The 25,470-nt window shown below is 59.5% G+C and carries 19 protein-coding genes and 1 tRNA gene; 11 read left to right on the top strand and 9 right to left on the bottom strand.

Features of this window, described 5'->3' with window-relative positions; genetic code table 11:
- Window positions 1–411 precede the first annotated feature (411 nt).
- From FHT77_RS22000 to FHT77_RS21980, 5 genes are all read left to right on the top strand, one after another.
- Window positions 412–1,515: a DUF2157 domain-containing protein gene (locus FHT77_RS22000; RefSeq protein WP_183756974.1), complete on the top strand. Its 1,104-nt coding sequence runs from the start codon at window positions 412–414 to the stop codon at window positions 1,513–1,515.
- The gene (locus FHT77_RS21995; RefSeq protein ID WP_183756973.1) at window positions 1,512–2,099 is read left to right on the top strand and encodes a GDYXXLXY domain-containing protein; all 588 of its coding nucleotides are present in this window, start codon (window positions 1,512–1,514) and stop codon (window positions 2,097–2,099) included. Before FHT77_RS22000 ends, FHT77_RS21995 begins: the two co-directional genes overlap by 4 nt.
- A 155-nt stretch (window positions 2,100–2,254) precedes the next feature.
- A tRNA-Leu gene (locus FHT77_RS21990) sits at window positions 2,255–2,339 on the top strand.
- Window positions 2,340–2,525: 186 nt separating this feature from the next.
- Window positions 2,526–4,007: a trigger factor gene (tig, locus tag FHT77_RS21985; protein WP_183756972.1), complete on the top strand. Its 1,482-nt coding sequence runs from the start codon at window positions 2,526–2,528 to the stop codon at window positions 4,005–4,007.
- 177 nt (window positions 4,008–4,184) lie between these two features.
- The gene (locus FHT77_RS21980) at window positions 4,185–4,610 is read left to right on the top strand and encodes a nuclear transport factor 2 family protein (RefSeq protein ID WP_183756971.1); all 426 of its coding nucleotides are present in this window, start codon (window positions 4,185–4,187) and stop codon (window positions 4,608–4,610) included.
- A 37-nt stretch (window positions 4,611–4,647) separates the two neighbouring features.
- Here FHT77_RS21980 and FHT77_RS21975 read toward each other — a convergent pair whose 3' ends face one another.
- The 6 genes from FHT77_RS21975 to FHT77_RS21950 form a co-directional block, all read right to left on the bottom strand.
- Window positions 4,648–6,444, bottom strand: coding sequence for a B12-binding domain-containing radical SAM protein (locus tag FHT77_RS21975; RefSeq protein ID WP_409527468.1), 1,797 nt, complete (start codon window positions 6,442–6,444; stop codon window positions 4,648–4,650).
- 183 nt (window positions 6,445–6,627) lie between these two features.
- Window positions 6,628–8,034 (bottom strand): Si-specific NAD(P)(+) transhydrogenase, encoded by a 1,407-nt coding sequence (sthA, locus tag FHT77_RS21970; RefSeq protein WP_016553785.1) that lies wholly within the window; start codon window positions 8,032–8,034, stop codon window positions 6,628–6,630.
- Between the two features lie 102 nt (window positions 8,035–8,136).
- Window positions 8,137–8,721, bottom strand: a complete 585-nt coding sequence (locus FHT77_RS21965; protein ID WP_183756969.1) for a tyrosine-protein phosphatase — start codon at window positions 8,719–8,721, stop codon at window positions 8,137–8,139.
- Between the two features lie 79 nt (window positions 8,722–8,800).
- Window positions 8,801–9,622 (bottom strand): RadC family protein, encoded by an 822-nt coding sequence (radC, locus tag FHT77_RS21960; RefSeq protein ID WP_183756968.1) that lies wholly within the window; start codon window positions 9,620–9,622, stop codon window positions 8,801–8,803.
- A 7-nt stretch (window positions 9,623–9,629) separates the two neighbouring features.
- Window positions 9,630–10,466 (bottom strand): type I methionyl aminopeptidase, encoded by an 837-nt coding sequence (gene map, locus FHT77_RS21955; RefSeq protein WP_183756967.1) that lies wholly within the window; start codon window positions 10,464–10,466, stop codon window positions 9,630–9,632.
- Window positions 10,467–11,037: 571 nt separating this feature from the next.
- Window positions 11,038–12,345 carry a DUF2778 domain-containing protein gene (locus tag FHT77_RS21950; protein ID WP_183756966.1) on the bottom strand — a complete coding sequence of 436 codons (1,308 nt, stop codon included), beginning with the start codon at window positions 12,343–12,345 and terminating at the stop codon, window positions 11,038–11,040.
- Window positions 12,346–12,654: 309 nt separating this feature from the next.
- Between FHT77_RS21950 and FHT77_RS21945 the strand changes: the two genes are divergently transcribed.
- Entirely contained in the window at window positions 12,655–13,674 is a 1,020-nt protein-coding gene (locus FHT77_RS21945) for a class I SAM-dependent methyltransferase (RefSeq protein WP_183756965.1), read from the top strand.
- A gap of 18 nt (window positions 13,675–13,692) precedes the next feature.
- On the opposite strand, the gene phaC is transcribed toward FHT77_RS21945, so the two are convergent.
- Window positions 13,693–15,531, bottom strand: coding sequence for a class I poly(R)-hydroxyalkanoic acid synthase (gene phaC, locus FHT77_RS21940; RefSeq protein WP_183756964.1), 1,839 nt, complete (start codon window positions 15,529–15,531; stop codon window positions 13,693–13,695).
- Between the two features lie 154 nt (window positions 15,532–15,685).
- Between phaC and FHT77_RS21935 the strand changes: the two genes are divergently transcribed.
- The 4 genes from FHT77_RS21935 (at window position 15,686) to recJ (ending at window position 20,904) form a co-directional block, all read left to right on the top strand.
- Window positions 15,686–16,102 (top strand): hypothetical protein, encoded by a 417-nt coding sequence (locus FHT77_RS21935; RefSeq protein ID WP_183756963.1) that lies wholly within the window; start codon window positions 15,686–15,688, stop codon window positions 16,100–16,102.
- A 225-nt stretch (window positions 16,103–16,327) separates the two neighbouring features.
- Window positions 16,328–17,545: an LL-diaminopimelate aminotransferase gene (locus tag FHT77_RS21930; RefSeq protein WP_024314005.1), complete on the top strand. Its 1,218-nt coding sequence runs from the start codon at window positions 16,328–16,330 to the stop codon at window positions 17,543–17,545.
- 64 nt (window positions 17,546–17,609) lie between these two features.
- Window positions 17,610–18,932: a homoserine dehydrogenase gene (locus tag FHT77_RS21925; RefSeq protein WP_183756962.1), complete on the top strand. Its 1,323-nt coding sequence runs from the start codon at window positions 17,610–17,612 to the stop codon at window positions 18,930–18,932.
- Between the two features lie 169 nt (window positions 18,933–19,101).
- Window positions 19,102–20,904: a single-stranded-DNA-specific exonuclease RecJ gene (gene recJ, locus FHT77_RS21920; protein ID WP_183756961.1), complete on the top strand. Its 1,803-nt coding sequence runs from the start codon at window positions 19,102–19,104 to the stop codon at window positions 20,902–20,904.
- Window positions 20,905–20,960: 56 nt separating this feature from the next.
- Here the strand turns inward: recJ and FHT77_RS21915 are convergent, their stop codons facing one another.
- Complete coding sequence (locus FHT77_RS21915) at window positions 20,961–22,205, bottom strand: glycosyltransferase family 2 protein (RefSeq protein WP_183756960.1); 1,245 nt, start codon at window positions 22,203–22,205, stop codon at window positions 20,961–20,963.
- 903 nt (window positions 22,206–23,108) lie between these two features.
- Window positions 23,109–23,396 carry a hypothetical protein gene (locus FHT77_RS21910; protein WP_183756959.1) on the bottom strand — a complete coding sequence of 96 codons (288 nt, stop codon included), beginning with the start codon at window positions 23,394–23,396 and terminating at the stop codon, window positions 23,109–23,111.
- Between the two features lie 953 nt (window positions 23,397–24,349).
- On the opposite strand from FHT77_RS21910, the gene FHT77_RS21905 reads away from it, so the two are divergent.
- Entirely contained in the window at window positions 24,350–25,402 is a 1,053-nt protein-coding gene (locus tag FHT77_RS21905) for an AraC family transcriptional regulator (RefSeq protein ID WP_183756958.1), read from the top strand.
- Window positions 25,403–25,470: the final 68 nt, after the last annotated feature.

The raw sequence follows: 25,470 nt of genomic DNA, 5'->3' as shown, positions 1-25,470 counted from the left end.
ACCGGGGGAGGATCCGGTGGGCGTCATTAGAGTGACTGACAACTGGGAGGAGGAGTGTTGCCAGTCTATCGGAGGGCGCTGGGAGGAGGAGTGCGCTGCTCCGAATCTCGTTACGAAGATCATCTTCGCAGGCTTCCGGAAATCCGGGCAAGGACGCCATTCCCTGTCTTATGATCAAGCATATAGGATGGCCGATCTCGATTTTGCAGTGCAATATTCTCATGCTGCCCATGCATCAAGTGCATGGCTGCGAGTATGGAGCATATATTAGCGATTTGACGTTATCGATCGGTTAAGGCGCGCGCCTAATTTGTACAATGAGGAATTCATATGGGAATATTTCCCTCCTGCTCAATCAACGGCTATAAAGTAAGGAGAAAGCGCGTCATTGCGTGTTTGGCGGAGTAGGGCATGTACCGCGGTCGACTGGAGCGAGATCTTTCAGTTTGGGTGGAAAAAGGGCTTTTGCCGGAAGCGACCGCAGGAGCGCTGTTGGGGGAATATGATGCCCGTCCGGCAAGCTTCAGCCTCGGCAAGGTGTTGATGATCCTTGCCGCAATCCTGCTCGGCGCGGCGATCCTGCTTGTCGTGGCTTCGAACTGGGACGCCATCCTGCGCCTCGTGCGCCTGGTAGTCATCGTTGCGGTTATCTGGACCGTGCATCTCGGCGCGGCCGCCATGTTGAGGCGTGGTGCGATCGCGGCGGCAAGCGGGTTGCTGGTGATTGGCACCCTATCCTTCGGCGGGGCGATTTCGCTGGTCGGGCAGATGTATCATCTGTCGGGCGACGAGTTGACGGTGATGTATCTCTGGTTCGTCATTGCCGTGGTTTCGGCGATTCTGTTCCGTTCGGGCGTCGTCGCTGCGGTGGCGGGGTTTTTGTCGTGGGGCAGCTTTGCCGCCTATCTCGACACCTACGATACCCGGTGGGTCGGTCTTGATCCTTGGGTCGTGCCGTTGATGGCGGTGGTTGTCATTGGCCTTGTGCGCTTCACCGGTGCAGGCCGCGTGCGGCATCTGGCATATCTGCTGCTTGTCGGCTGGCTGACTTGGATCTATGCGGTCAACGAAAATTTCTGGCTTGCGCTCGTCTATTTTGTTGCCGGCATGCTGGCTTTCGTGGTCGTCAGCCTGCCGCTGCCGCGTCTTTCTGCACTCGTCAGAAGCGCCGGTTCCGCGCCCGCGTTCTACGCGTTCCTCGTGGCAGTGATTGGCTTGTTCTTCCTGCACGTCGAACTCGAGCATGGCTGGCAGTTCGTAACATTGGCGGTGGTGACGCTCGGCGCCGCGATTCTTGCGATCGGGCTCCAGGGCCGCGACAACGGCGCGGTGCGCTATCTGGGTTACACCATGTTTGCGGTGGAGATGCTCTATCTTGCGTCGGTGACGGTCGGATCGATTCTCGGTACATCCAGCCTCTTCTTGTTCTCGGGGCTTTTCGTTGCTGTCGTGGCATGGATCGTCATTCGGCTTGAGCGGCGATTTGCATCGAGAACGCAGGGGGCAAGCGTATGAGCGTCTTTTCAATGCAAGGCTCAGGGCGCCGCTACATTGTCGCCGCAGTCATTGTTGCCGCTCTGCAGACGGCGGTGCTGGGGTACGTCATTGAGAGTCGTGCTTCGATTTTGCGTAGCGGCGCCGATATTCTTCTAAAGACTGCGCCGGTCGATCCGCGCGACTTTCTGCGCGGCGACTACGTGGTGCTGAACTACGACATATCCTCGGTCCCGGTCGCCTCGATCATTGGTGGTGTGCCGCAGGATCAGGGTAGCAAGAGCCTCTGGGTGCGCTTGAAGCCTGGTGAAGGGGGCTTCTGGGGCATTGTCGAATCATCGTTCGCGCCTTTGCCGGAGCAGGCGGGGACTGTCGTTTTGCACACCAGGCCTTTCTACAGCTACGGTCCCAGTTCCGCCGATCATCTTCGCGTCGAGTACGGGATCGAACGTTACTACGTTCCCGAAGGACAGGGGACGGCCCTCGAGCGGGCTCGCCAAGATGGTGATGTATCCATCGCCGTTCGTGTGGCGTCCGACGGAACGCCGCAGATCCGCAGCCTGCTCGTCGACGGTAAGCCCGCTTACGACGAGCCTCTTTATTGAATAGAGGCCAAATGGGTGTGGAGGCCTGCTCGTGCGGGCAAAAACACTGTCATTTGCTCTTCATTTTTCCTTTGCCTCTCCCAAATCGGGTGATATAGAGACGCCGCGCTCCGGAAGGCCTCATGTGCAGGCATATGCATGCGGTTTTTGAGAACGCGGGTATGGTGAAATTGGTAGACACGCCAGATTTAGGTTCTGGTGCCGCAAGGCGTGGGAGTTCAAGTCTCTCTACCCGCACCAAAAGCTGGCTTGCAGGCGGGGGGACCGAAACCGGTGTCCCTCGATACCCGGAAGCAAAGCGCCGTTCCGCCTTGGGTGGAATGAATAAGAATTGAGAACAAGCCACGCTCGGCAATTTTCCGGCGTCGTGCTCATCGAAACGAACGGCGTCTGGGCACGGCCGCCACGAAATGAAGGTAGGAAGACATGCAGGTTATCGAAACGCTCGCTGAAGGGCTGAAGCGCGAAATCAAGGTCGTAATCCCGGCCAAGGACATGGAAGTCAAGATGAACGAACGTCTTGCCGACGTGAAGGACAAGGTCCGCATCAACGGCTTCCGTCCGGGCAAGGTTCCGGCCGCTCACCTCAAGAAGGTCTACGGCAAGTCGATCATGGCCGACCTCGTCAACGAGATCGTTCGCGAGCAGCCGACCGCGATCCTGGCGGAGCGCGGCGAAAAGTCCGCGACGCAGCCGGAAATCGCGATGACGGAAGACAAGGACGAAGCAGAACAGATCCTCGCTGCGCAGAAGGATTTCGAGTTCACGCTTTCCTATGAAGTTCTGCCCCCGATCGAGCTGAAGTCCGTTAAGGGCGTCAAGATCACCCGCGAAGTCGTTGATATCTCCGACGAGGAAGTCAACGAGCAGGTTCTCAAGGTTGCCGAAAGCGCCCGTTCTTACGAAACCAAGAAGGGCAAGGCTGCCGACGGCGACCGCATCACCATGGACTACCTCGGCAAGGTCGACGGTGTTGCCTTCGAAGGCGGCACCGATCAGGGCGCCGAACTGGTTCTCGGCTCCGGCCGTTTCATCCCGGGCTTCGAAGACCAGCTGGTCGGCACGAAGGCTGGTGACGAGAAGACTATCACCGTCACGTTCCCGGCTGACTACCCGGCCAAGAACCTGGCTGGCCAGGAAGCAACCTTCGACGTCACCGTCAAGGACGTTGCTGCTCCGGCCGACGTTGAAATCAACGACGAACTGGCAAAGAAGCTCGGCCTTGAATCGGCCGACCGCCTGAAGGAAATCGTCCGCGGCCAGATCGAATCGCAATACGGCTCGATGACCCGCCAGAAGGTCAAGCGCCAGATCCTCGACCAGCTGGATGAGATGTACAAGTTCGAGACGCCTGCCTCGCTCGTCGAAGCAGAATACAACGGCATCTGGAACCAGGTCGCCAACGACCTCGCTCAGTCCGGCAAGACCTTCGAAGACGAAGACACGACGGAAGAGAAGGCTCGCGAAGAATATAAGAAGCTTGCTGAACGCCGCGTTCGCCTCGGCCTCGTTCTCTCCGAAATCGGCGAAAAGGCCGGCGTTGAAGTGAGCGAAGACGAAATGCAGCGCGCCATCTACGAGCAGCTGCGTCAGTATCCGGGCCAGGAAAAGCAGATCCTCGACTTCTTCCGTAGCCAGCCGGGTGCAGCCGCCTCGATCCGCGCACCGATCTTCGAAGAAAAGGTCATCGACCACCTGCTGACCGAGATCGACGTTACGGACAAGAAGGTCACCAAGGAAGAGCTTCTCGCCGACGAAGAAGGCGAAGGCTCGGAGAAGGAAACCAAGAAGGCTGCTCCGAAGAAGAAGGCAGCTGCCAAGGCTGAGGCTTCCGATGGCGAAGAAGCCGCCGCTCCGAAGAAGAAGGCCGCTCCGAAGAAGAAGGCTTCCGAGGACAGCGCCGAGTAATCTTCGGCCAATTGAACTTACAGAAAGCCCCGCCTTGTGTGGGGCTTTTTTATTCTCCAGGCCGCATGTTGCTTTCAGGTCACCGCCTATCCGATCTGCGCTTGAGGCGCACCATCTGGTTGCATTTTAGAATGTTCGGATGCAAGCTGCGTATTGCTGGCAGGGGAGGGATTGACGATGACTTCCGGCGCAGACTTGAAAGACCTGACAAGACAGATTTTCGAGGCGCGACATCAGGGGGACCTTGATGTCCTTATGTCATTCCTCGGTGACAATTGTGTTTTCCGCGCTGCCGGAAGCCGGTATTTGGCGCCGCTTACCGACCCGGTTGTCGGCAGCGCAGCACTTCGCGCGACAATGCGACAGTTTATCGACACTTGGGATATGACGGCGCTTGAGATCCTCGACATCCATGTCGATGGCAATGTGGCGCTGGTCCATCGTAGGGGGCAGATGCGGCACGGTACTACCAAGTTCGATACCGAGGTCATGGACAAGATGACCTTCGAGAACGGCAAGGTGATTGAGTGTGTCGAATTTCTCGACACGCTTCAAGCTGCGTCGCTACTTAACATAGCAACGATCGCCGCGGCACAGATATAACCGTCCGTTCTTGGGCTGTCGACGGCGGCGCTCGGCCTCAGACGGCCGGGCGCACCTTGTGGGCGTGGGTCAATTCCGCGACCTTGTGAATGTGGGAGACCGCAGCTCGCCCGCCCGCTGTCTTCGTGAAGAGTTCAAGCGTCTCATCCTCATGGTCACCGACCGGTGTCAGTGCTTGGTCCATATAGGTCTTCGACTTTTTGTCTCGTGCGATGAAGAAGGCGCTGACTGCAAGCTTGGCAATGGTTGCACCTAGCGACACGTGCTTAGCGACCGTTTCCCAGACGAAGCGGGGCCAAAAGATTACAGCGCTTTCGCGTGGCAGATCGGGCCGCCGTTCCGAGGGATGCTTGAGCCGTAGAAGGCCGCTCTGCAATGGATGCACGTTTTCCAATGGTACAGTCGTGGCGAACGACACAAGGACCTTTACGAGACTGGCGAGCGGCACACCCGTGGCAACGGCCCGGCGCAGCAGCGTCTTCATGTGCTCTGGCGAATAGTAGAGCGACCAGGCCTCCTGGTAGATGTCTTCCCATTCCTGCTTGGTCATCTTCGGATGCGCCGTGCAGACGTGCTCGACGTCATAAATATTGAGGTCGGCGTCCATCTCGACGCCCTTCTTCCATAGAGTCTGGTGGTCTTCGGAGCCCGGCAGTGGCGTCAGCACGAAGAATTCGATGACATCAAGCGGCAGTTCGTGCTGGATGATCGCGATGTCGCGTCGAATCGTCTCTGGCGTGTCTGCCGGGAAGCCAAGAATGTATCCGGCTAATGTCATGATGCCTTGCGCCTTCCACGCAAGCAACATTTTCCGGTACTCAGTAATTTTGTTCTGGTTCTTCTTGGCCGCGGTCAGGTTATCAGGGTTTACATTTTCAAGCCCGATGAAGACGCGCGTAACGCCGGCGCGCTTGGATTTTTCGATGAAGTTGGGGATCTTGTGGCAGAGGGTGTCAACCTGGATCATCAATCCAAGTGGAATGCCGTCCTTCTCCCGGAGCTCGATCAAGCGATCGAAGATTGCCTCCCAATCTCTGTTGCGGGCGAAATTATCGTCGGTGATGAAGAACTTGTGGATGCCTTGCGCCCAGTTCATCCGCACCAGTTTTTCGACATCGTCGGCCGAGCGGAAGCGTGATTTGCGGCCTTGCACATTGATGATGGTGCAGAAAGAGCATTGATAGGGGCAGCCGCGTCCGGCGTCGAAGCTGGTGCTGAGGCCGAGCGTCTGCGCCACATTGGTTTTCGGCAGGAATGGGACGGCCGCACCTTCGATGCTCGGCAGGTCGTTCATGAAATTGTAGAGTGGCTCAAGCTGGCCGCTGGCCGCATCCTGCAGCACGCGCTCCAGGCGTCCTTCAGCCTCTCCGGCAAACATCGAGATACCCATCTCGCGACAGGCGTCGAGGCCGACCGCCTTGCCGTCGAGCATGGCGAGGCACCCCGACACGTGAAAGCCGCCCATCGAAACCGGAACTCCGGCCTTGCGGAAAGGGCGCGCGATGTCCAGCGCCCGGGGATACTGGTTCGACTGAACACCGACCAGCGCAACCATCCCGAAATTGTCGTGTTGAGCGAGTCGTTTCAGCAGCGCCGGAGTGTCGACCCGCGTGTTGGTCTCGTCGATGACCGTGATCTCGATCTTGACCCCTGGTCCCAGCACCTCGCGTTCTGCGCAGTCGGAGGCGATCCCGTAAATCGCGGCCAGGGAATTGGAGGGGATCATCGCCCGCCACCACCGGATCACATAGCCGTCGTCGTCGTAATGCGACGGCTTGATCAGGATGAGCTGGAAATTCCGTTCGGCAGTCTTTGGCAGATCTTGCACGGTCACTCGCTGGTAAGAGAAATCCCCGAAAATGGACGCTACCAGACGCGGTGGATTATACAAGGGAAGGTTTTACGGGGACTATCTGACACAAATAAGTCAGGCCGAACGGATTTTTATACGCTACTATCATTCTGTTTTTGTTTGATAAATCGCCAAAGATTTGCGGTAGAGCTTGATGGCTAGCTGTCAAAGCTCCGATTTGATGTCGCCCATCCGGTTCCATGCATCAAGACCGGCGATCTTGTAGGCTTCGGCGAGAGTCGGATAGTTGAACGTATTTTCCACAAAATACTCAACCGTGCCCTTGAGGTTTAGCACGGCCTGGCCGATGTGCACCAGCTCGGTCGCCCCTTCGCCGACGATGTGCACGCCAAGCAGCCGGCGCGTCTTCAGCGAAAAGATGAGCTTCAGAAGCCCCGTATCGAGGCCCATGATATGACCGCGCGACGTCTCGCGGAAGCGCGCAATGCCGCATTCATAGGGAATGCCGCGCTCCTTCATTTCTTCCTCGGTCAAGCCGCAGGTGGAAATCTCAGGCACGGCGTAGATGCCGTAAGGGAAGTATTTTGGCGGCTCCTTTGCGACCGCGCCGATCGCAACGCGGGCGGCGATGCGACCCTGTTCCATCGATGTGGACGCGAGGCTCGGGAAGCCGACGACATCGCCTGCGGCATAGATGTTCGGTACCGAAGTCTGGAAGGTTTCCGGATTGACCTTAAGGCGACCGCGGCTGTCGGCTTCCAGCCCGGCAGCCGGTAGATTGAGTGTGTCGGTCGCCCCCAGACGTCCGGCAGCAAACAGAACCATGTCAGTCACCAAGTGGCGACCATTGTCGAGCTTTAGTTCTACCTTGCCGTTGTCCAGGCGCGTTACCTTGTCGGCTTTGGTGCCGAGCAGGATCTTCATGTTGCGATCGCGCAGCTGATAGGTGAAGTCTTCGACGATTTCCCGGTCGATGAAGTCGAGCATCGTCGTTTTGGGATCGATGACTGTGACCGCGGTATCCAGGGCGCTGAAGATCGTGGCATATTCAATGCCGATGACGCCGGCGCCGATGACAGCCATCGAGCGCGGCAGCTCTCCGATATCGAGCAGTTCGTCGCTGTCGAGTACCGTCTTGTTGTCGAACGGGATGTAGTCCGGGCGGAACGGTTTCGTGCCGACCGCAAGCAGGACACTAGCCCCGGTGACCTTGACGACCTCGCCGTCGTCCTTGACGACTTCGAGCGTCGACGCGTCGACAAAGCTTGCTTTGCCCCTGATATGCTGCACGCGGTTTCGGGCGAACTGGTGCTCCAACACCTCGACTTCGTGATCAAGGGTGATCAGCAGGCGCCGCCGAAGGTCATCGGCGCTGATTTCCTCCTTCACCCGGTAGGATCGGCCGTAGAAACCCCGCTCGCGCCAACCCGAGAGATTGAGCGCCGTTTCGCGCAGCGTCTTTGAGGGGATGGTGCCAGTATGCACCGAAACGCCGCCAACACGCTTGCCCTGTTCGATGACCAGTACCTTCTTGCCGAGCTTTGCGGCCTGGATAGCGCCGCGGCGGCCTGCCGGACCGCTACCGACAACAACGAGATCGTACTGGAACATTCACCTGGCCCCGATTGCTAAGCTGGAATCATTTTTGCGACGCAGTATGTCGCGCGTCCACGGGTAGCAGGTCAATGTTGCAGAATATTTTATGAGCGAATATCAGGATTCACTGAAGCCAAGCAGGGGTTCTAGCTTCTCGAAGGTGCGATCCATCGCGAAAGCGCGGCTGATCGGAAGCGGAATATGGCCATAGAGAATCGACATCTGTCCCTCCGCCACGTGTTCGTTCGTCTTGCTGATTGCCGCAAGGTACAGGGCTGCTGCAAGCCCGGTGCGATCGGAACCGGACAGGCAATGGATCAACAAGGGTTTCGGAGCGTCCTTCATGACCTGGATCAATTCTTTCGCCTGCTCCGGAGTAAGCTCCCTGTACGCGGACATTGGAAAATCGATGTGCTCGATACCGAGCGACTTCGCTTGCGCGACTTCGGCTTGCCACACGGGGGTATTGACGCCGCCACGCAGGCTGATGATGGTCTTGATCCCGTAGCGCTTCTCGAACTCCGCGATGGCCCGCGGGGAGGGCTGCGAAGAGCGGTAGACCTCGCCGGCGACTACGCTGTGAAAATTGTCGGTCGCAAACAGGTAGACGGCGTAGCCGCCGATCGTGAGCGTGAGGAGCGCAAGACATTGTACTGCAAGTCTCCAGGACCGTGGAAATTGGCGGGGGGCGATCGTGGTCATGGAGGTCTCGAAGCAGGACGGTTGCAGCGTCCTCGCTTTGCCACCCAAACCTGACTGGCACCTGAAGCGGCCCAGGCCCCTAAATCAGACGCAGGCCCCTAAGGCTCGCATGGCCATCCTTGCCGATGATGATGTGATCGTGGACCGTGATCCCGAGCGGCTTTGCCGTGTCGACAATCATCTTCGTCATGTCGATATCGGCGCGCGACGGCGTAGGATCCCCGGAAGGATGGTTGTGGACCAGGATCAAGGCGGTGGCGGAAAGCTCGAGCGCCCGCCGCACCACCTCGCGCGGATAAACCGGCGTATGGTCGACCGTTCCGCGTCCCTGAACCTCATCGGCGATCAACGCGTTGCGCTTGTCGAGAAACAAAATGCGGAACTGCTCGCGTGTTTCGTGCGCCATCGCCGCATGGCAATACTGGATGACCGACGACCAGGACGAGAGCACCTGCTTGCCGCGCAGTTCGCTCTTCAGGGTTCGCTGCGCCACTGTCGACATCAGTTTCAGATCGAGTGCCACGGCCTCGCCGATGCCCTTTACCTCTTGCAGCAGCGGCAGAGGCGCACCGAAAACCGCTGCGAGTGAGCCGAAGCGCTCGAGCAACGCCTTGGCGATCGGTTTGGTGTCGCGCCGCGGGATCAATCTGAACAGCAGCAATTCGAGCAGCTCGTAGTCGGCAAGCGCCGTATCGCCATGCTGGCGAAAGCGGTCACGCAATCGCTCGCGGTGGCCGTGGTAGTGCTCTTCCTTGCCAAGCGATGCCGGGAGATTGGATTGTTTCACCAGAGAGGCCGGTTTGGCGGCCTGTTCCGCGAAGAAAGAGCGTTCATCGCTTCCGTCGCTGGTGGCGAAGGGCAGTTCGGCGTCGTTGGAGTGCGAAACAGGACCCTTCGTCATCAAGTGCTCATCGGTTCAAGGGCGGAAGGCCGGGGCGGTCGAGGCCGCCGGGAGAAAGAGTGAAGATCTCGCAGCCGTCGGCGGTGACGCCGACCGTGTGTTCGTATTGCGCGGAAAGCGAGCGGTCGCGCGTGACGGCGGTCCAGCCGTCGGCCAGCACTTTCACATGCGGGCGACCGAGGTTGATCATCGGCTCGATGGTGAAGATCATGCCTTCACGCAGTTCCGGTCCTTCACTGGCACGCCCGTAGTGCAGAATGTTCGGGGAGTCGTGGAAGAGCGCGCCTACACCATGGCCACAGAAGTCGCGCACCACGGAACAGCGCTCGGCCTCGGCGTACATTTGAATGGCTTCCCCGATCGCACCGGTGCGAGCACCCGGGCGAACGGCTGCGATGCCGCGCAGCAGGGATTCGTAGGTTACCTCGAGAAGCCGCTCTGCGGCACGCTTGATGGTACCGACCGGATACATCCGGCTTGAATCACCGTGCCACCCGTCAACCACATAGGTGACGTCGATGTTGACAATATCGCCCTCGCGCAGCGGCTTGGCATCCGGAATACCGTGGCAGACGACATGGTTGATCGAGGTGCAGGTCGATTTCGTGTAACCGCGATAGTTGAGGGTCGCCGGAATCGCACCGTTGTCCATGCCGAACTCGAAGACGAAACGGTCAATTGCATCGGTAGGCAGACCGGGCTTTACGACAGCGGCCAACTCATCCAGGCAGCGCGCCGTGAGGCGGCAAGCCTTGCGCATTCCCTCGAAAGCTTCGGAATCGTAGAGCCTGATTGCGCCCGTATTCTTCGACGGTGCGGAAGAGGCTTCGATATAATTCACCATTGCAGGCCCTTAGCAATTGTCATTCTGGTACATAATGCAGCTATGCCGGGTTCGTCCATCGCGATCAATGGGTGGAACATTATTTCTGGCTGCGCGGTCGCTTTGAACCTGCACTCCGGCCTTTCAACCGACCGCAGCACTAACCTACACGCGATCCTTTCGGCCCGTGGCTTGATCCTGCACTTCACTCGGACGGGGCGCTGGAAATTGCCTCGCTGGAGTAAAAACAATATGGCGCTTCCCAGCGCCCCGTTCGGCGGTTTGTGCCCGCAACTCCGGTCCCTCTGCAGCCTTGCCGGAGGAAGCCCAAGCTTCTTCAGGGGCCATGTGTGCCACACAGGCACGTCCGAGGCTCAACTCGGCGCCGCATTCGCGCGGACGCCGCCGTCCCCGGAGGGAGACCATTTTCTGCGGACCCCTGATGCGGAAGCTCACGTCCTTCTTCCACACCCGGCGCCGATCCCGCCTCGCCGCAACGCCTTGCGGTGTATCCGCGGCGGGACGAGGGGATGATGGCATAGCCGCTCAATACGGGGAAAATCGAGTATGTCGTTTAGTGATAACGACCTACTCAGGAGCGCGACGAAAACAGCGAGGCGAAGGTGGAGGTCGGTTTGTTCGGCATGCTGGTGACCACAACCAGCTGACGTATCTGGCCGCGCTTGAAGGCGGCGAGGAAGCGCTTGTAATCCCTGAAGGATACACAACCGTTGGAGTCGCCACGGGCGCCGAGCATGTAGGTGTGCGCGAGCAGACCGACGCGGTTATAGACGTAGCCTGCGCCACCGACAGGGTTGAGGCGGATCGCTTCGACACCGTGGAAGAGGCTTTCACGCATCGTCAGATTGTACGTGTGCGGTGGGGTCGGTCCGCGGTTCTTGGCATGCACGAAACGCGGGTTGTCACGCATCTTGCCGAGGCCGGAATGGGCCTCCAGGCGTTCGCCGTTAGGAAGGTAGACGACGTTGGCGGAAATGTCGTACACCGCGACGCCGCTGCGCGCGACCGGGGCAGACAGTCCCTTCTTTAAGGTCGGCATCGCGTCTTCGTCATCATCCGAGGCGCCCGCATCCGGCCGGGCATAGGCGAGTACCGGTTCTGCTGGAGCGCTGCGATCGCTAGGCGTCGCGCGCTTGCTCAGGCCGTCGGGCCGAGCCATCGGCAAAGGGATCGACGTGTCGCTGCCGCTCAACACGAGATCGAACGGCTGGCTTGTGGCCGGAGCCGGTTGCGCGGCCGGCGCAAGGCTTGCAACCTCGACCGGGCCAGGCTTGGGGGCGGCGGGCGGGACCTGCCCCTTGATGACGGCCTCGGGTTGCGCGGCGAGCGCCAGTAGGGCAGGGCCTTCGGCAGCCGCGACCTCTGCCTTCGAGGGAATGATGATCCGATCACCTGAGGCAACGGCGACAGCTGTCGTCGTAGCAGCGTCATCCTTTGCCCGCGCCGGCTGGGCAGGTGCTGTTGCTACCGCAATCATGGCCGGCTTGTTCGGCGAGGCTTCAGAAACGGTAAGAGGCTCGGACTGCCCGACGAATGCTGCTGCGAGCGCTGCGGACGGGGTCGCCACGCGAACGCCCCTTGCCAGCGCCAGTTCACTCGCGGTGCTCATGCGCAGCCTCGAGAATTTCTTGACGTGAACGAGGCGCTGCGTCGGCTCAGCCTTGGTGACGGCTAGGGGTGCAAGCGCGGCGTTGGCAAGCGGACCCGCGCTCGGGGCGACCATATGCATGGTCGCGACGGTGGCGACGACCCAAGCTGAAGCGGCAAACCCGGCACCGATAAGAGCTGCACCTGAAAGGAAGCGGAAAGCGGAAACGAAACGAGAAATGGGGGTACCTATGGGCCTGCTACTGCTAAACACATCGACCGCCAACGCCATAATACTCGTCTTTCACAACTCGTTACTGGGCCGGCGGTACTAACTGATCTTCTTCGCCGGGGCCGGTATAGGAGCATCAGGGCTAAATTGCGGCTCGCTAATATGTCCGGTTGCCTGGTAGGATGACGAATTATGGTAACCAATTCCTTTACGGGAGCGCGCAAGCCGTTCGAAATTGAAACGGGGGCCCTTTGCGCGTCGCCGCGGCCTTCTTTTGCGCAATCCTCCCTCTTCTCATGACGTGCCGAGAAGTGCGGATTCTGCTATATGTCCTTCCCGTCGTAGCTCCACGCTGGGAGGGAAAAGCCGATGTCTTCGACGCAAGTGGTTCATGAAGAGGTCTCGCCGGCCTTGCTGGTCGAGGCGATGTTCGCATTTCGGAAAACGGCCGCGATGAAGGCGGCCATCGAATTCGATGTTTTCACGAGACTTGCCGGGGACGGTAAAACCGCGGCGATGCTCGCGTCGGAGTTGGGTTGCGCCGAGCGCGGAGTGCGCATTCTCTGCGACTTTCTGGTGACTGCCGGCTTCCTGACGAAGGGCGGCGACAATTACGCGCTGACGCCGTCGAGCCAGGTCTTTCTCGATCGGCGCTCGCCAGCCTATATGGGGGCTGCCATCGATTTCCTCGGCTCGCCACAAATGGTGTCGTTGCTGCTCGACGACCCGGCTGCCTATGTCCGCAATGGCGGCTCCGTCGGCTTGGCGAACGTTGCCCCTGACAATCCGGTGTGGGTCAAGTTTGCCCGCGCCATGGGTGCGTTCACCGGCGTAAGCGCAAAAGCCCTGGCATCTGATGTCGCGACGTGGCCAACGCCGCCAAGCAAGGTGCTCGATATTGCTGCCGGCCCCGGGTTCTTCGGGATCGAAATCGCCAAGGTGGCGCCGTCGGCACGCGTGGTTGCACTCGATTGGAAACCGGTTCTTGCTGTAACCCAAGAGAATGCGGCGAAGGCGGGCGTGGCGGACCGGTTCACCTTCCAGGCTGGAAGTGCGTTCGAAGTCGATTGGGGCGGCGGCTATGACCTCATACTGCTCCCGAACTTCCTTCATCACTTCGATGTTGACGGCTGCATCGCGCTTTTGAAGAGGGCGCGAGCGAACCTGGTTCCCGGGGGGCGGGTCGGGATCGTTGAGTTCGTTCCAAACGAGGATCGCGTCTCGCCGGAGTTCCCGGCTGCCTTTGCCATGGTCATGCTGGCCACGACGCCGAGAGGCGACGCTTATACGCAACAGGAGCTTGCCGACATGGCCGAATCGGCTGGGTTCCGCGTTGTCGCTTTCAAGCCGCTGCTACCATCGCCGGCCAGCCTGATCTTCCTGGAGTGATGGGATAAGGTCTCGACCCTAGGCTCGCTCCATCACATAGCTTCCCGGCGCCTCTTCGATGGCGTTGAGCGCGGCACCACCCGGCTTCCGGGCGGGCACGCGCTTGCCATCCTTGGCCTCGATCCAGGCTTGCCAGTGTGGCCACCACGAGCCGGCATTTTCGGCGGCTTCGGTGAGCCACGCATCGTAATCGCCCTTTGCCGCGCCACCGGTCCAGTATTGGTATTTCTTCTTGTCCGGCGGATTGACGACGCCGGCGATATGGCCGGAGCCCGCGAGCACGAAATCCACCTTGCCGCCGAAGAACTGGCTGCCGAGAAACACCGATTTTGCCGGCGCGATATGATCCTCGCGGGTTGCTAGGTTGTAGATCGGGATCTTGACGTCCTTGAGCGACAGCTTGTGGCCGTCGAGGATCATCTCGTTCGCGGTCAACGCGTTCCTGAGGTAGCAATTGCGCAGGTAGAAAGCGTGGTTGGCTGCCGCCATGCGGGTGGAATCGGCATTCCAGAAGAGCAGGTCGAAGGGCATGGGATCCTGGCCCTTCAGGTAATTGTTGACGAAGTAGGGCCAGATCAGCTCCGAGGCCCGCAGCATGTTGAAGGCGGTTGCCATCTTCGAACCGTCGAGGTAGCCGATCTCGTCCATATGGGCTTCAAGCCGTCCCAACTGTTCCTCGTCGACGAAGACCTTGAGATCGCCGGCATAGGTGAAATCCACCTGCGTCGTGAAGAGGGTGGCGGTCTTGATCCGCTTGTTCCTTTCCTTGGCATGCAGCGCCAGCGTTGCGGCAAGCAGCGTGCCGCCGACGCAGTAGCCAACGGCGTTTGCCTCCTTCTCGCCCGTCGCCTTCTCGATCGTATCGAGGGCAAAGTCGATGCCCTCGCGCGCATAGGCGGCCCAGTCTTTTTGCGCATGGCGGGCGTCTGGATTGACCCAAGAAATCACGAAGACGGTCTGTCCCTGGTCGACACACCATTTGATGAACGATTTCTGCGGGTTGAGATCGAGGATGTAGAACTTGTTGATCCACGGCGGGCAGATGAGGAGCGGGCGTTTCAGCACTGTCTCGGTCGTCGGCTCATACTGGATGATCTGGCAGATCTCGTTCTGCGCGATCACCTTGCCGGCAGTAAGCGCCATGTCGCGGCCGACGGCGAATTTGGTCATGTCTGTCTGGCGAAGCCTCAGGTCGCCTTGGCCGGCGACGATATCCTCGGCGAGCATCTTCATGCCGCGAACCAGGTTTTCGCCGCTGGTGGCAATCGTTTCGCGATAAAGCTGCGGATTGGTGGCGACGAAGTTGGTCGGCGAAAGGGCGGCCGTGATCTGTTTCACATAGAAGCCGGCCTTGTGCTTCGTATGTTCGTCGAGGCCGTCGGTTTCGGCGACGATCTTCTCGGCCCAATCTGCGGTGATCAGGTAAACCTGCTTTAGAAATTCGAAGAACGGGTTCTTTTGCCAGTCCTCATCGGCAAAGCGTTTGTCCTTGCTGACCGATTCTTCCGCCGGCGTCTCGCCCTGCATGCGCTGCATCGACCGCATCCAGATTCCGAAGTAGCTGCTCATCAGCTGCGTCTGCGCCTCGAAGGTGCGGCGAGGATCGGCGATCCAGTACTCGGTGACCTTGGAGAGCGTCTTGACCATATCGGTCATCGGCTCTGCCGCATTCTCAGCGATCTCGCCGCGTTCGCGCGGCGCAAGCCAGGCAGTTGCCGCCTTGCCGAGATTTTCGAGCGCACGGGCGAAGTTGACCGCCATGGCCTCGGGATCTTTCAACAGGTAGGGATCTAGGTCCTTTGCATTGAAGCCCGGGTTTTTTGCCTTGTTGCCGTTTTCCTGCTTGCTGTCGGTCACGCGTTTCCTCCGGCGGCAGCATGTTCCTGCAAATTGAGTTGTACATCTGGAAAGATCGATAAAACAAGTTCCGCTGACGCTTGCTCGTGCTATTGCTTTGTGGCTGCGACGAATCTAACAGTCGAAGCACCGCAGGATTTGGGACCTCTGGCACATGACGACAAACGGCATCCGCATCATCGCAAACGTGACCCGCATCGCGCTCATCAGCGCCGCCGCGGCCATGACGCTTGCCGGATGCCTGCAGACGCCGGAGGAAAAGGCCGCTTTCCGCGCCAGCCAGGCAGCGCCCACCCCTGTTGTCATGAATGCGACAAAGGGCGAAGCGCCGACCGTGAGCGGCCTGTCGCACTACAAGGACGGCTATCCCGGGTTTGGTGCGCCGCTAACAGCCGCAAACGTCCAAATGAGCGATCAGGAGGCCGGCGGGCTCCAGCAGAAGTTGACGGCACTCGCCGCCCAGCGCAAGGCCGGCACGATCTCGGAAGCCGAGTATCAGCGTCGCGTTGCGGAATTCCGCAAGCTGGCTGCCGAGCACGGCGCCGATACGCTCTCGGAAATCGCCAATTAGGCCTTGCCTTCGCTGCGATTTGGAAGCAAAGCCTTCCATCAGTGGCGGAAGATGAATTTTTCCCGATAATGCAAGGCCTGCACGGCTCTCTGTCAAAGAATTGCCGTGTGACGCAAGTCTGATGAATACGGCGTTTGTGATTCTGAAGTTCGTATCGCGAACAGCCGGGAATTTAGGACGAACTTCGAGCGCGGCCGCGGTGGCCGCATTTCCGTGGGGAAAGAAATGGAAGAGTTTCACAAAGTCCGGCGTTTGCCGCCTTACGTTTTCGAACAGGTCAACCGTTTGAAAGCAAGCGCGCGAGCGGGCGGGGCCGATATCATCGATCTCGGCATGGGAAACCCTGACCTTCCGACCCCGAAGGCGATCGTCGACAAGCTCTGCGAAGTGGTCCAGGATCCGCGCACACACCGCTATTCGTCGTCCAAGGGCATTCCCGGCCTTCGCCGGGCCCAGGCCGCCTACTACGCGCGCCGCTTCGGCGTGAAGCTCAATCCGGACACGCAGGTCGTCGCGACGCTGGGCTCCAAGGAAGGCTTCGCCAACATGGCGCAGGCAATCACGGCGCCTGGCGACGTGATTCTTTGCCCGAACCCGACCTACCCGATTCACGCCTTCGGCTTCCTGATGGCCGGCGGCGTCATTCGCTCGATGTCAGTCGAGCCGGACGAGAGCTTCTTCCCGCCGCTGGAGCGCGCGGTTCGTCACTCGATTCCAAAGCCGCTGGCGCTGATCCTCAACTATCCGTCCAACCCGACGGCTTTTGTGGCGACGCTGGACTTCTACAAGGACGTCATCGCCTTCGCCAAGAAGCACGACATCATCGTCTTGTCCGACCTTGCCTACTCCGAGATTTACTTCGACGGCGAGCCGCCTCCGTCGGTGCTGGAAGTTCCGGGCGCGATGGATGTGACTGTCGAGTTCACCTCGATGTCGAAGACCTTCTCGATGCCAGGCTGGCGGATGGGCTTTGCGGTCGGCAACGAACGCCTGATCGCGGCACTGACGCGCGTCAAGTCCTACCTCGATTACGGCGCGTTTACGCCGATCCAGGTTGCGGCAACGCACGCGCTGAACGGTGACGGCTCCGACATTGCGGAAGTCCGCAACGTCTACAAGCGTCGCCGCGACGTCATGGTGGATACCTTCGGCAAGGCCGGCTTCGAGGTGCCGCCACCGGCAGCGACGATGTTTGCCTGGGCCAAGATCCCGGAAAAGTTCCGCCACCTCGGTTCGCTCGAGTTCTCCAAGCTGCTCGTCGAAAAGGCCGACGTGGCCGTCGCGCCGGGCATCGGGTTCGGCGAGATGGGCGATGACTACGTGCGCCTGGCGCTCGTTGAGAACGAGCACCGCATTCGCCAGGCAGCCCGCAACATCAAGAAGTTCATGTCGACGGCAGACGAGACGATGCACAACGTCATCTCGCTCAACGCACATCGCTGATATAATCCCCTCAACGGCAGCCGCTCCGGCGGCTGCCCTTCATGACACATTTCAGGATCGATCCATGGCAGATGCCCTCAAAATCGGCATTGCGGGCTTGGGTACCGTTGGTGCTTCGCTTGTCCGTATCATTCAGCAGCGCAGCAACGAGCTGGCCGCAACGTGCGGACGCCCGATCCTGATTACGGGAGTTTCCGCCCGCGACAAGACCAAGGACCGCGGCATCGATGTTGGCGGCATCGAATGGTTCGACCGGCCGGAAGATCTGGCGGAGAAGGGCGACATCGACGTTTTCGTCGAACTCATGGGTGGCGTCGACGGTTCCGCAAACAACTCCGTGCGCGCGGCTCTGCAGCGTGGTCTCCATGTGGTGACCGCGAACAAGGCGCTGCTTGCCTATCACGGCGTCGAGCTGGCGACGATCGCGGAAGAGAAGGGCGCGTTGCTGAACTTCGAAGCAGCCGTTGCCGGCGGCATCCCTGTCATCAAGGCGCTGCGTGAGTCACTGACCGGTAACACGATCTCCCGCATCTACGGGATCATGAACGGCACCTGCAACTACATCCTGACGAAGATGGAGAAAGAGGGCCTGTCCTTCGCCGACTGCCTGAAGGAAGCACAGCGCCTCGGCTATGCAGAAGCCGATCCGGCCTTCGATATTGAAGGCAACGACACCGCCCACAAGCTCTCGATTCTCACGACACTTGCCTTCGGAAACCAGATCGCTGCCGACGATATCTATCTCGAAGGCATCACCAACATCTCGATCGAGGATATTCACGCTGCAGCCGATCTCGGCTACCGCATTAAGCTGCTCGGCGTTGCGCAGCGCACGGATACCGGCATCGAGCAGCGCGTGCATCCGACCATGGTGCCCGTCGATTCTGTGATTGCGCAGGTCGATGGCGTGACGAACGCGGTTGCGATCGAGTCGGACGTTCTCGGCGAGTTGCTGATGGTCGGCCCGGGCGCCGGCGGCAACGCAACGGCTTCGTCGGTGCTCGGTGACATCGCGGACATCGCCAAGAGCCGACCCGGCGCACAGCGCGTTCCCGTTCTCGGCCATCCTGCCAAGTCGCTGGAGCCCTATCGCAAGGCGCAGATGCAAAGCCACGAAGGCGGATATTTCATTCGCCTGACGGTACTCGACCGCACCGGCGTGTTCGCGAGTGTGGCCACCCACATGGCGGAAAACCAGATCTCGCTGGAATCGATCGTACAGCGTTCGAAGCAGCATCTGGCGCCGTCGCATCACCAGACGATCATCATGGTGACGCATGCGACAACCGAAGAGTCCGTCCGCAAGGCGGTCGCCGCAATCAAGGGCGAGGGTTACCATGTCGGAGAGCCGCAGGTGATCCGCATCGAGCGGCCGAAGGAAGACTGAGTCTTCTACGGCGCTGTAGGCGATGCGGGATGCGGCGGCGGACCGCGCATCCACAGCTAACGTCGACTGTCTCGTCCAAAACCGTTGTGCGGCTGATCCAAGCCGCATAAAGCTGCCAATATCGCGCCCTGTCTCGGGGCGGTGACAAGCGTTAAGGGCAGCAGACGAGATGGAGATTCCGGCCGATCCGGTACAGCGCGCGTTCCTAGGCGTCGAGAAGTCCGTGTTAGACAACCGCTGGATTTCGCGACTGGACCAGGCTGGCCAAAACCGGGCGCTCGCGATGTCTCAGATGCACGGGCTGCCTGAACTCATTGCGCGTGTTCTCGCCGGACGCGGCGTCACGGCTGACGAAGCGCTGGAGTTTCTTGATCCGACCCTTCGTGGCCTGATGCCTGATCCTTATACGCTGACGGATTGTGAGAAGGCTGCCAGGCGGCTTATGGAGGCAATTCGAAGCCAGCAGCAGGTTGCAATTTTCGGTGACTACGACGTTGACGGCGCATCGTCGTCGGCGCTGATGTTCCGATTTTTCAAGCACTTCGGCGTCAAGGCTGAGATCTATATTCCGGATCGCGTTTTTGAAGGTTATGGTCCCAACGCTGCGGCAATCGGCAGCCTGATCGACAATGGCGCACGGCTGATCGTCACCGTTGATTGTGGATCGACAAGCCACGACGCATTGGCCGAAGCTGCCAGGCGCAATATCGACGTCGTCGTCATAGATCACCACCAGGTGACACACGATTTGCCGCGTTGCCACGCGCTGGTCAATCCGAACCGCGAGGACGATCTCTCCGGGCAGGGACATCTTTGCGCCGCTGGCGTCGTGTTCCTGGTTCTCGTCGCGACGCTGCGGTTGTTGCGAGAGGCTGGCGATCCGCGCGCCAGGTCGATCGATTTGCTGCAATGGCTCGATATCGTTGCGCTTGCGACTGTCTGCGACGTCGTCCCGCTGAAAGGCTTGAACCGGGCCTACGTGGTCAAGGGGCTGATCGCCGCACGACATCAGGGCAATGCCGGCCTGTCCGCGCTGTTCCGCAAGGCCGGTCTCGCCGGACCTGTCACACCCTACCATTTCGGATTCCTGATTGGCCCGCGCATCAATGCCGGCGGACGTATCGCCGACGCCGCGCTCGGGAGCCGGCTGCTCACTCTCGACGACACGGGCGAGGCCGAGGCGATCGCCCAGCGATTGGACGAGCTCAACCGTGACCGGCAGGCGATGGAGGCGGCAATGCTCCAGGAAGCCGAGGCGGAGGCGCTGGCGGAATACGGGGATGGCACAGGCGCCTCGGTGATCGTCACCGCGCATGAAAAGTGGCACCCTGGGATCGTCGGCCTGATTGCAGCCCGTCTCAAGGAAAAGTTCAAACGCCCGGCCTTTGCCATCGCTTTCGACCCGTCCGGCAAGGGCACCGGCTCGGGCCGCTCGATCAACGGCTTTGACATGGGCAAGATGGTGCGCGCAGCGGTGGACGAAGGCCTGCTGATCAAAGGCGGCGGCCACGCCATGGCTGCCGGCCTCACCGTTGAGCGCGACAAGCTCGGCCGTCTACGCAGCTTTTTTTATGAACGTGCCGAAAAGACAGTAGCGGCGCTCGTCGCCAACGAGACGTTGAAGATCGACGGGGCGATTGCAGCCAGCGGCGCGACCCTCGATCTGATCGATCGGCTCGAGACAGCCGGCCCCTATGGTTCTGGCCACGCGCAGCCTCTCTTTGCGATTCCAGCTCACCGTCTTCGCGACTCCCGCCTGGTGGGCGAGAAGCACGTGAAAGTGACGCTCGAGGCCATGGACGGCACCCGGCTGGACGGGATTGCATTTCGGGCTGCCGATACGCAACTGGGCAACCTGTTGCTGAATTCCAGGGGCGCCAGCCTGCACGTTGCCGGCTCTCTCGGCGCGGACCACTATCAGGGCTCACGACGCATTCAGCTGCGCGTCCAGGACGCCGCGCCGGCGCGGTGATATCGGCGGATGCAGATGGCACAGCCGTTTCTGGACGACTGTGCCACAGACGGGCGTCAGATGAGAATGTGCTGCGTCAAGTCGCTCTCGATGAAGATCATGTTGGGCTTGTAGCCGCGCTCAAGGAATGCCTCGCGGCGGCCCATATCGGCTGCGAAGATCATTGTATTTTCGATCCCGATCGGATCATTGTCGTCGAGGTCGGCGGTGACATCGATTTCCGGCGGTAGACCGACATCGCGAAGCAGTTCGGTGATCAATGCCGGATCGGCCATGCCGCTGAGAATGAGCCGATCGACGCCTGCGGTTGCGCTCACTTGGTAAGCGAGGGTCTGCATGGCGACCAGCATCGGGAAGGATTCGCGCAGTGCCGCGACTTCCGGGTGATCGCCCATGCCTCCGAGCGCCATGCGTGTATAAAGTTCGTAGGCCTTGATGAAATCCTTGCGAACCGCCCAGAAGCGAACCGCGACGGCCATGCGGTTGAGCGTGAAGACCTTGCACATTTCCTCGTATATCGCACGTGCCTCGGGCGTCGTGCTGAGCTTTCCGCGCTTGGCGGCCATGTACAGGAAGTATTCGAGCCCGCCGCGATACTTGTCCCAGGCGACCATAACCTCCTCGTTGCCGGTTTGCGAGCGATCGGGGGCCACCTTCGAGGCGACGACGGAGCGATAGAACGGCTGCTTGAGGAAGGCCACGCCGCTTTGGTCGAGCACATGAGCGAGATAGGGAAAGAAGCAGAAGCAAAAGTCGCGTGGAACCCACACGGAGCGCAGTGCCGACGAGCGATAGATCGCAATTTCCGGGAAGATGTGGCGTTCGAACAGGAACTGAAACACTTCGACGAAGTCATGTTGGCCGAATTTGGTATCCTCATCGACCTTGTAGAACGTGGTGAGGTCGCGGTCATTGATTTCGTCGTAGAGATACCAGGGCGCGTGGCAGGCGGACACGTCGGAATTAGCATCGAGGTAGGCGACCGCCGCCTTGACGCCCTCGGGAATGAGAAAGTCGTCGTCGGCGAGGTAGATCGAATACTCGCCGACCGCGTGGTGGAACGAGCTCGCGATATTCTTGTACGGCCCACCGTTGACTGCGCGACGGTAAAGGCGAATGGGAAGGCCCCTCGCGATGAACTCTTCGACGACCTCAGCCGTATTGTCGGTTGAGGCATTGTCGGAAATTACGATCTCGTAGGGGAAGTCGAAGTCGTAGGTTTCGCAATGCTCAAGTGCGTTGCGCAGATACGCTTCCCGATTGTAGGTCGGGATGCAGATGCTGAGTTTTATACCGCTCAATTGAATGCTCTCCGGGGCAGGGCGTTGCCTTCATGGCGTTGGTCGAAGGGCGCGGGCGCCCGAAATTCTGCGGATCATGATTTCAAGGCGAGACGCTGCGATCACGGGCGGACCAAGGGGCCGCTCTCTCCACGGGGAGTCGCTCCCCTGTGAGCATTGCAACTTCCATCAAGATCGCCTCCGCGATGGGGATCTGTGCGCGGCCGCTTGCCGGCAAAGATCTTGATGTGACTATCTATGGGATAAAGTTGGAGCGAGGCTGGTGTTCGCGGTCGTGCGGGAAGCCGCAGCGACCGATACAAAAGGCAATCGGAGAGATGAAGTCACGTTTTGTGGCGAGGGCGCCGCGCGTTCGCTAACTCAGACCGCGAGGTTGTGCGTCCATGCGTTGCTTCGAATTTGGAACGCCCTAAGCCGGTATTGCGACCTCAAAGGACTTGAAATTCAGCGACGGCTCGTTCGAGCCTATAGTTTTTCTGCTCGCAACGAAGCGAAGCACTGTTTTCGCATGGGCTCACGCGGCGTGCTATCAGGATTGAGCGCGCATGGCCCCAAAGTTCCTGCAGGAGCAACGAATTGACCGTGGAAGAAGTAACGACGATTACTCTCGCCATTCTCAAGAGGGCAGCTAGCGTTCGCGCCACCGGACCGGCAAGTGGGGCGGCTCAATGAACTCGCTCGAAAGTGAAAGGATCTGTCAGAAAGAGCCACTTTCAGTGATTTCAGCAAGCTGGAACAAATCCGTCTGCTCCAATGGAACACCTTCCGTCAACCGCGCTGCAGCAACCGGTGGCAGCTAGACGAATACTTGATCAGCTTCCATCGAACCCGTGGAAACGTCAGTGCTCATGCCTCGCCCTATTTAGGAGTGGAGGGGGAAATGGCTTACCCCCTCGCGTTACCTCAATGATGGCTGCCGTTGCCGTTGTTGCCATTTGACAAGCCATTGGCATTGCCGTTCATCACACCATAGGATTGCATCAAGTTAGGGCGGGATGCCGGCCCCGTTGTCTGGTCGACGCCAGATGTACCGTTGCCGCCAATGTAGTCCCCGTTACCGGTGTAGGACGACGACGACCGGCCGACGGTCGAGCCGTTGGATGTGGTGGGCTTACTGTCAATCGTAGCCTGCGCAAAGGCAGAGCTGGCGGCAAGAGTGATTGCGGCGGTGGCTATAATGAGAGACTTCATAGTTCGTTGTTCCTTTTAGCTCGAAGCATGATTGCTTCGCACTCAGGTTGTATTAGCGTCGTTGCAGCGAAGGCGCTTGTTCTGGAATGCCAGTTGTTTGCCCGTGTCTGCCAGGACACAGATTTGTCTTTCGCTCATTTGCGGGCTTAGGCGCTGGGAGGTCGTCACGAACGCCCCGGCCAATGCACAGATTTGCGTCTCAAAACGTTTCGTGCTGTCCAATCGTCATCGCCGGTGATCCACTGGTGGCCACGCCCAAGGACCTTAGCGCGGTCGTGCTTCCCGTATTCCTGGCTCTTGGCCCGACGCTCTGGCTTCGTTGCGCGCTACCCTCTCGTTATTGCGATTGGGAGGCTCAAATCGATAAACCGAGCCTGCAGAAGGGACAGGGCAAGATGGCCGCCCGCATTGACCCATCTGCTGTTGTCACCCGAAAACGCGCCCTAATGGAAAATCAGGTGGGGCTGCGCACCTGCTTCCGAGAGGGTCGGACCAAGATCGAGTTTGTGCAAAAGCTTGTATGCCCGCGTAGTCGGACTATCGGTTGTGTCAAAATGGTCTTGCCAGAACGGCCCATCGATTTGGTTGTCGTAGTTCGCTGGTTCGACGCCGTACGTCTCCCATACAAGAGCCAAATCTGTTGGATTGTTGTGGCGAACGTCCTCACTGACGAAGGAATTCTCGCCACGTGGGTGGTCGGGGAGGGGCCAACTCATATGGTCCCAGGGACAGAAGCAACTCGTCGCCAAGCGCGCGGTCGCGCGAGTGTCCATTCGGCGTCTTCTTGTTGGTGGCGGTTGTATTGCGCGGAAAGGCGCTTGGCTTGTCGTGTGCAGACATTAGTTTGCGCTAAGCTGCCACATTACAATTGCAAAAAAAGTGAGCGCTCTTGGTTGAAGATTGCGCGGGTCACGACAGATAGTAGCAATATCTGGCTTGGTGGGGACAACGCCATGGCTGGGCGGGGTAAAGCTAATATTCAGAGCCTGATTAACGGACCTACTGCATGGGGACTTGCCACGCGTTTGGCAGTTCGGCATCTGGAACGCGCTGGAATGGAGGTCGCGCCGCTTCTGTTGCAGTCTGGTCTATCAAGCGTGGCCATCGCGGAGCGCCAACGAATTCATGTTACGGCGCAAATGCGGTTCCTGGAGTTGGTGGGCTACGCTTTGAAGAATGCGTGGATAGGTCTCACCTTGGCCAAGGAGTGCGACCTGCGCGAACTTGGGATGCTTTATTACGTGGCGGCCTCATCACATGATCTAGGTGACGCTTTCAAGCGCCTCTCAAGGTACGTAAGCCTTGGAAATGAGGCGCTCGTCGTGAGGTTAGGGGAAAGGCCTACATGCTCCATCGAAGTCTCGTACGCCGGCGTGCAGCGTCATCGGGACCGGCACCAGATGGAATTGCTGGCCTTTGCCGTCTTGCGTTTGTGCCGAAAACTCGTCGGACGGGATCTTTCGCCACACAAGGTGAGATTCATCCACCATCGAACTGGCGACCTGAGTCAAATCAGGCGAACGTTTGGGTGTGAGGTCGAGTTCGATGCAGAAATGGATGAGATCATTTTCAACGCCGGAACACTGGAGCTCCCTGTCGTTGGAGACGACCCATTTCTCAACGAACTGATATTGAGGATGTGCGACGAGGCGATGACGGCGCGCCTGGCCAACACTAGCCGCTTTCGAACTATCGTGGAAAACAACATTGCGCCACTCTTGCCGCATGCCGAGGCGACCATAAAAGCCGTCGCGAAGCGACTTGGTCTAAGCGAAAGGACATTTGCTCGGAAATTGGCGGCGGAGGGGATAAGCTTTGGCGAAATCCTAGACCAAATGCGCCGTGATCTTGCGATCCGCTACCTAGAGGACGATCTTCAGGCGTCCCAGATTGCCTGGTTATTGGGATTTCACCATCCGAGCTCCTTCAGTCATGCGTGCCGACGTTGGACAGGCAAAAGCCCGCTTGAATTTCGGCGCGCTCCTGTACGTGACCCCGCAGAGTAGTCAAGCGGACAGATCCTCGTCTTTCAGCGCGAGAGGTGCCAAATTTTCGCTTTCCCGGCCGATGCTAT

The sequence above is a fragment of the Rhizobium sp. BK181 genome, from assembly GCF_014193305.1.
GTDB lineage: Bacteria > Pseudomonadota > Alphaproteobacteria > Rhizobiales > Rhizobiaceae > Rhizobium.
This window is presented reverse-complemented; position numbering and strand designations above follow the sequence as displayed.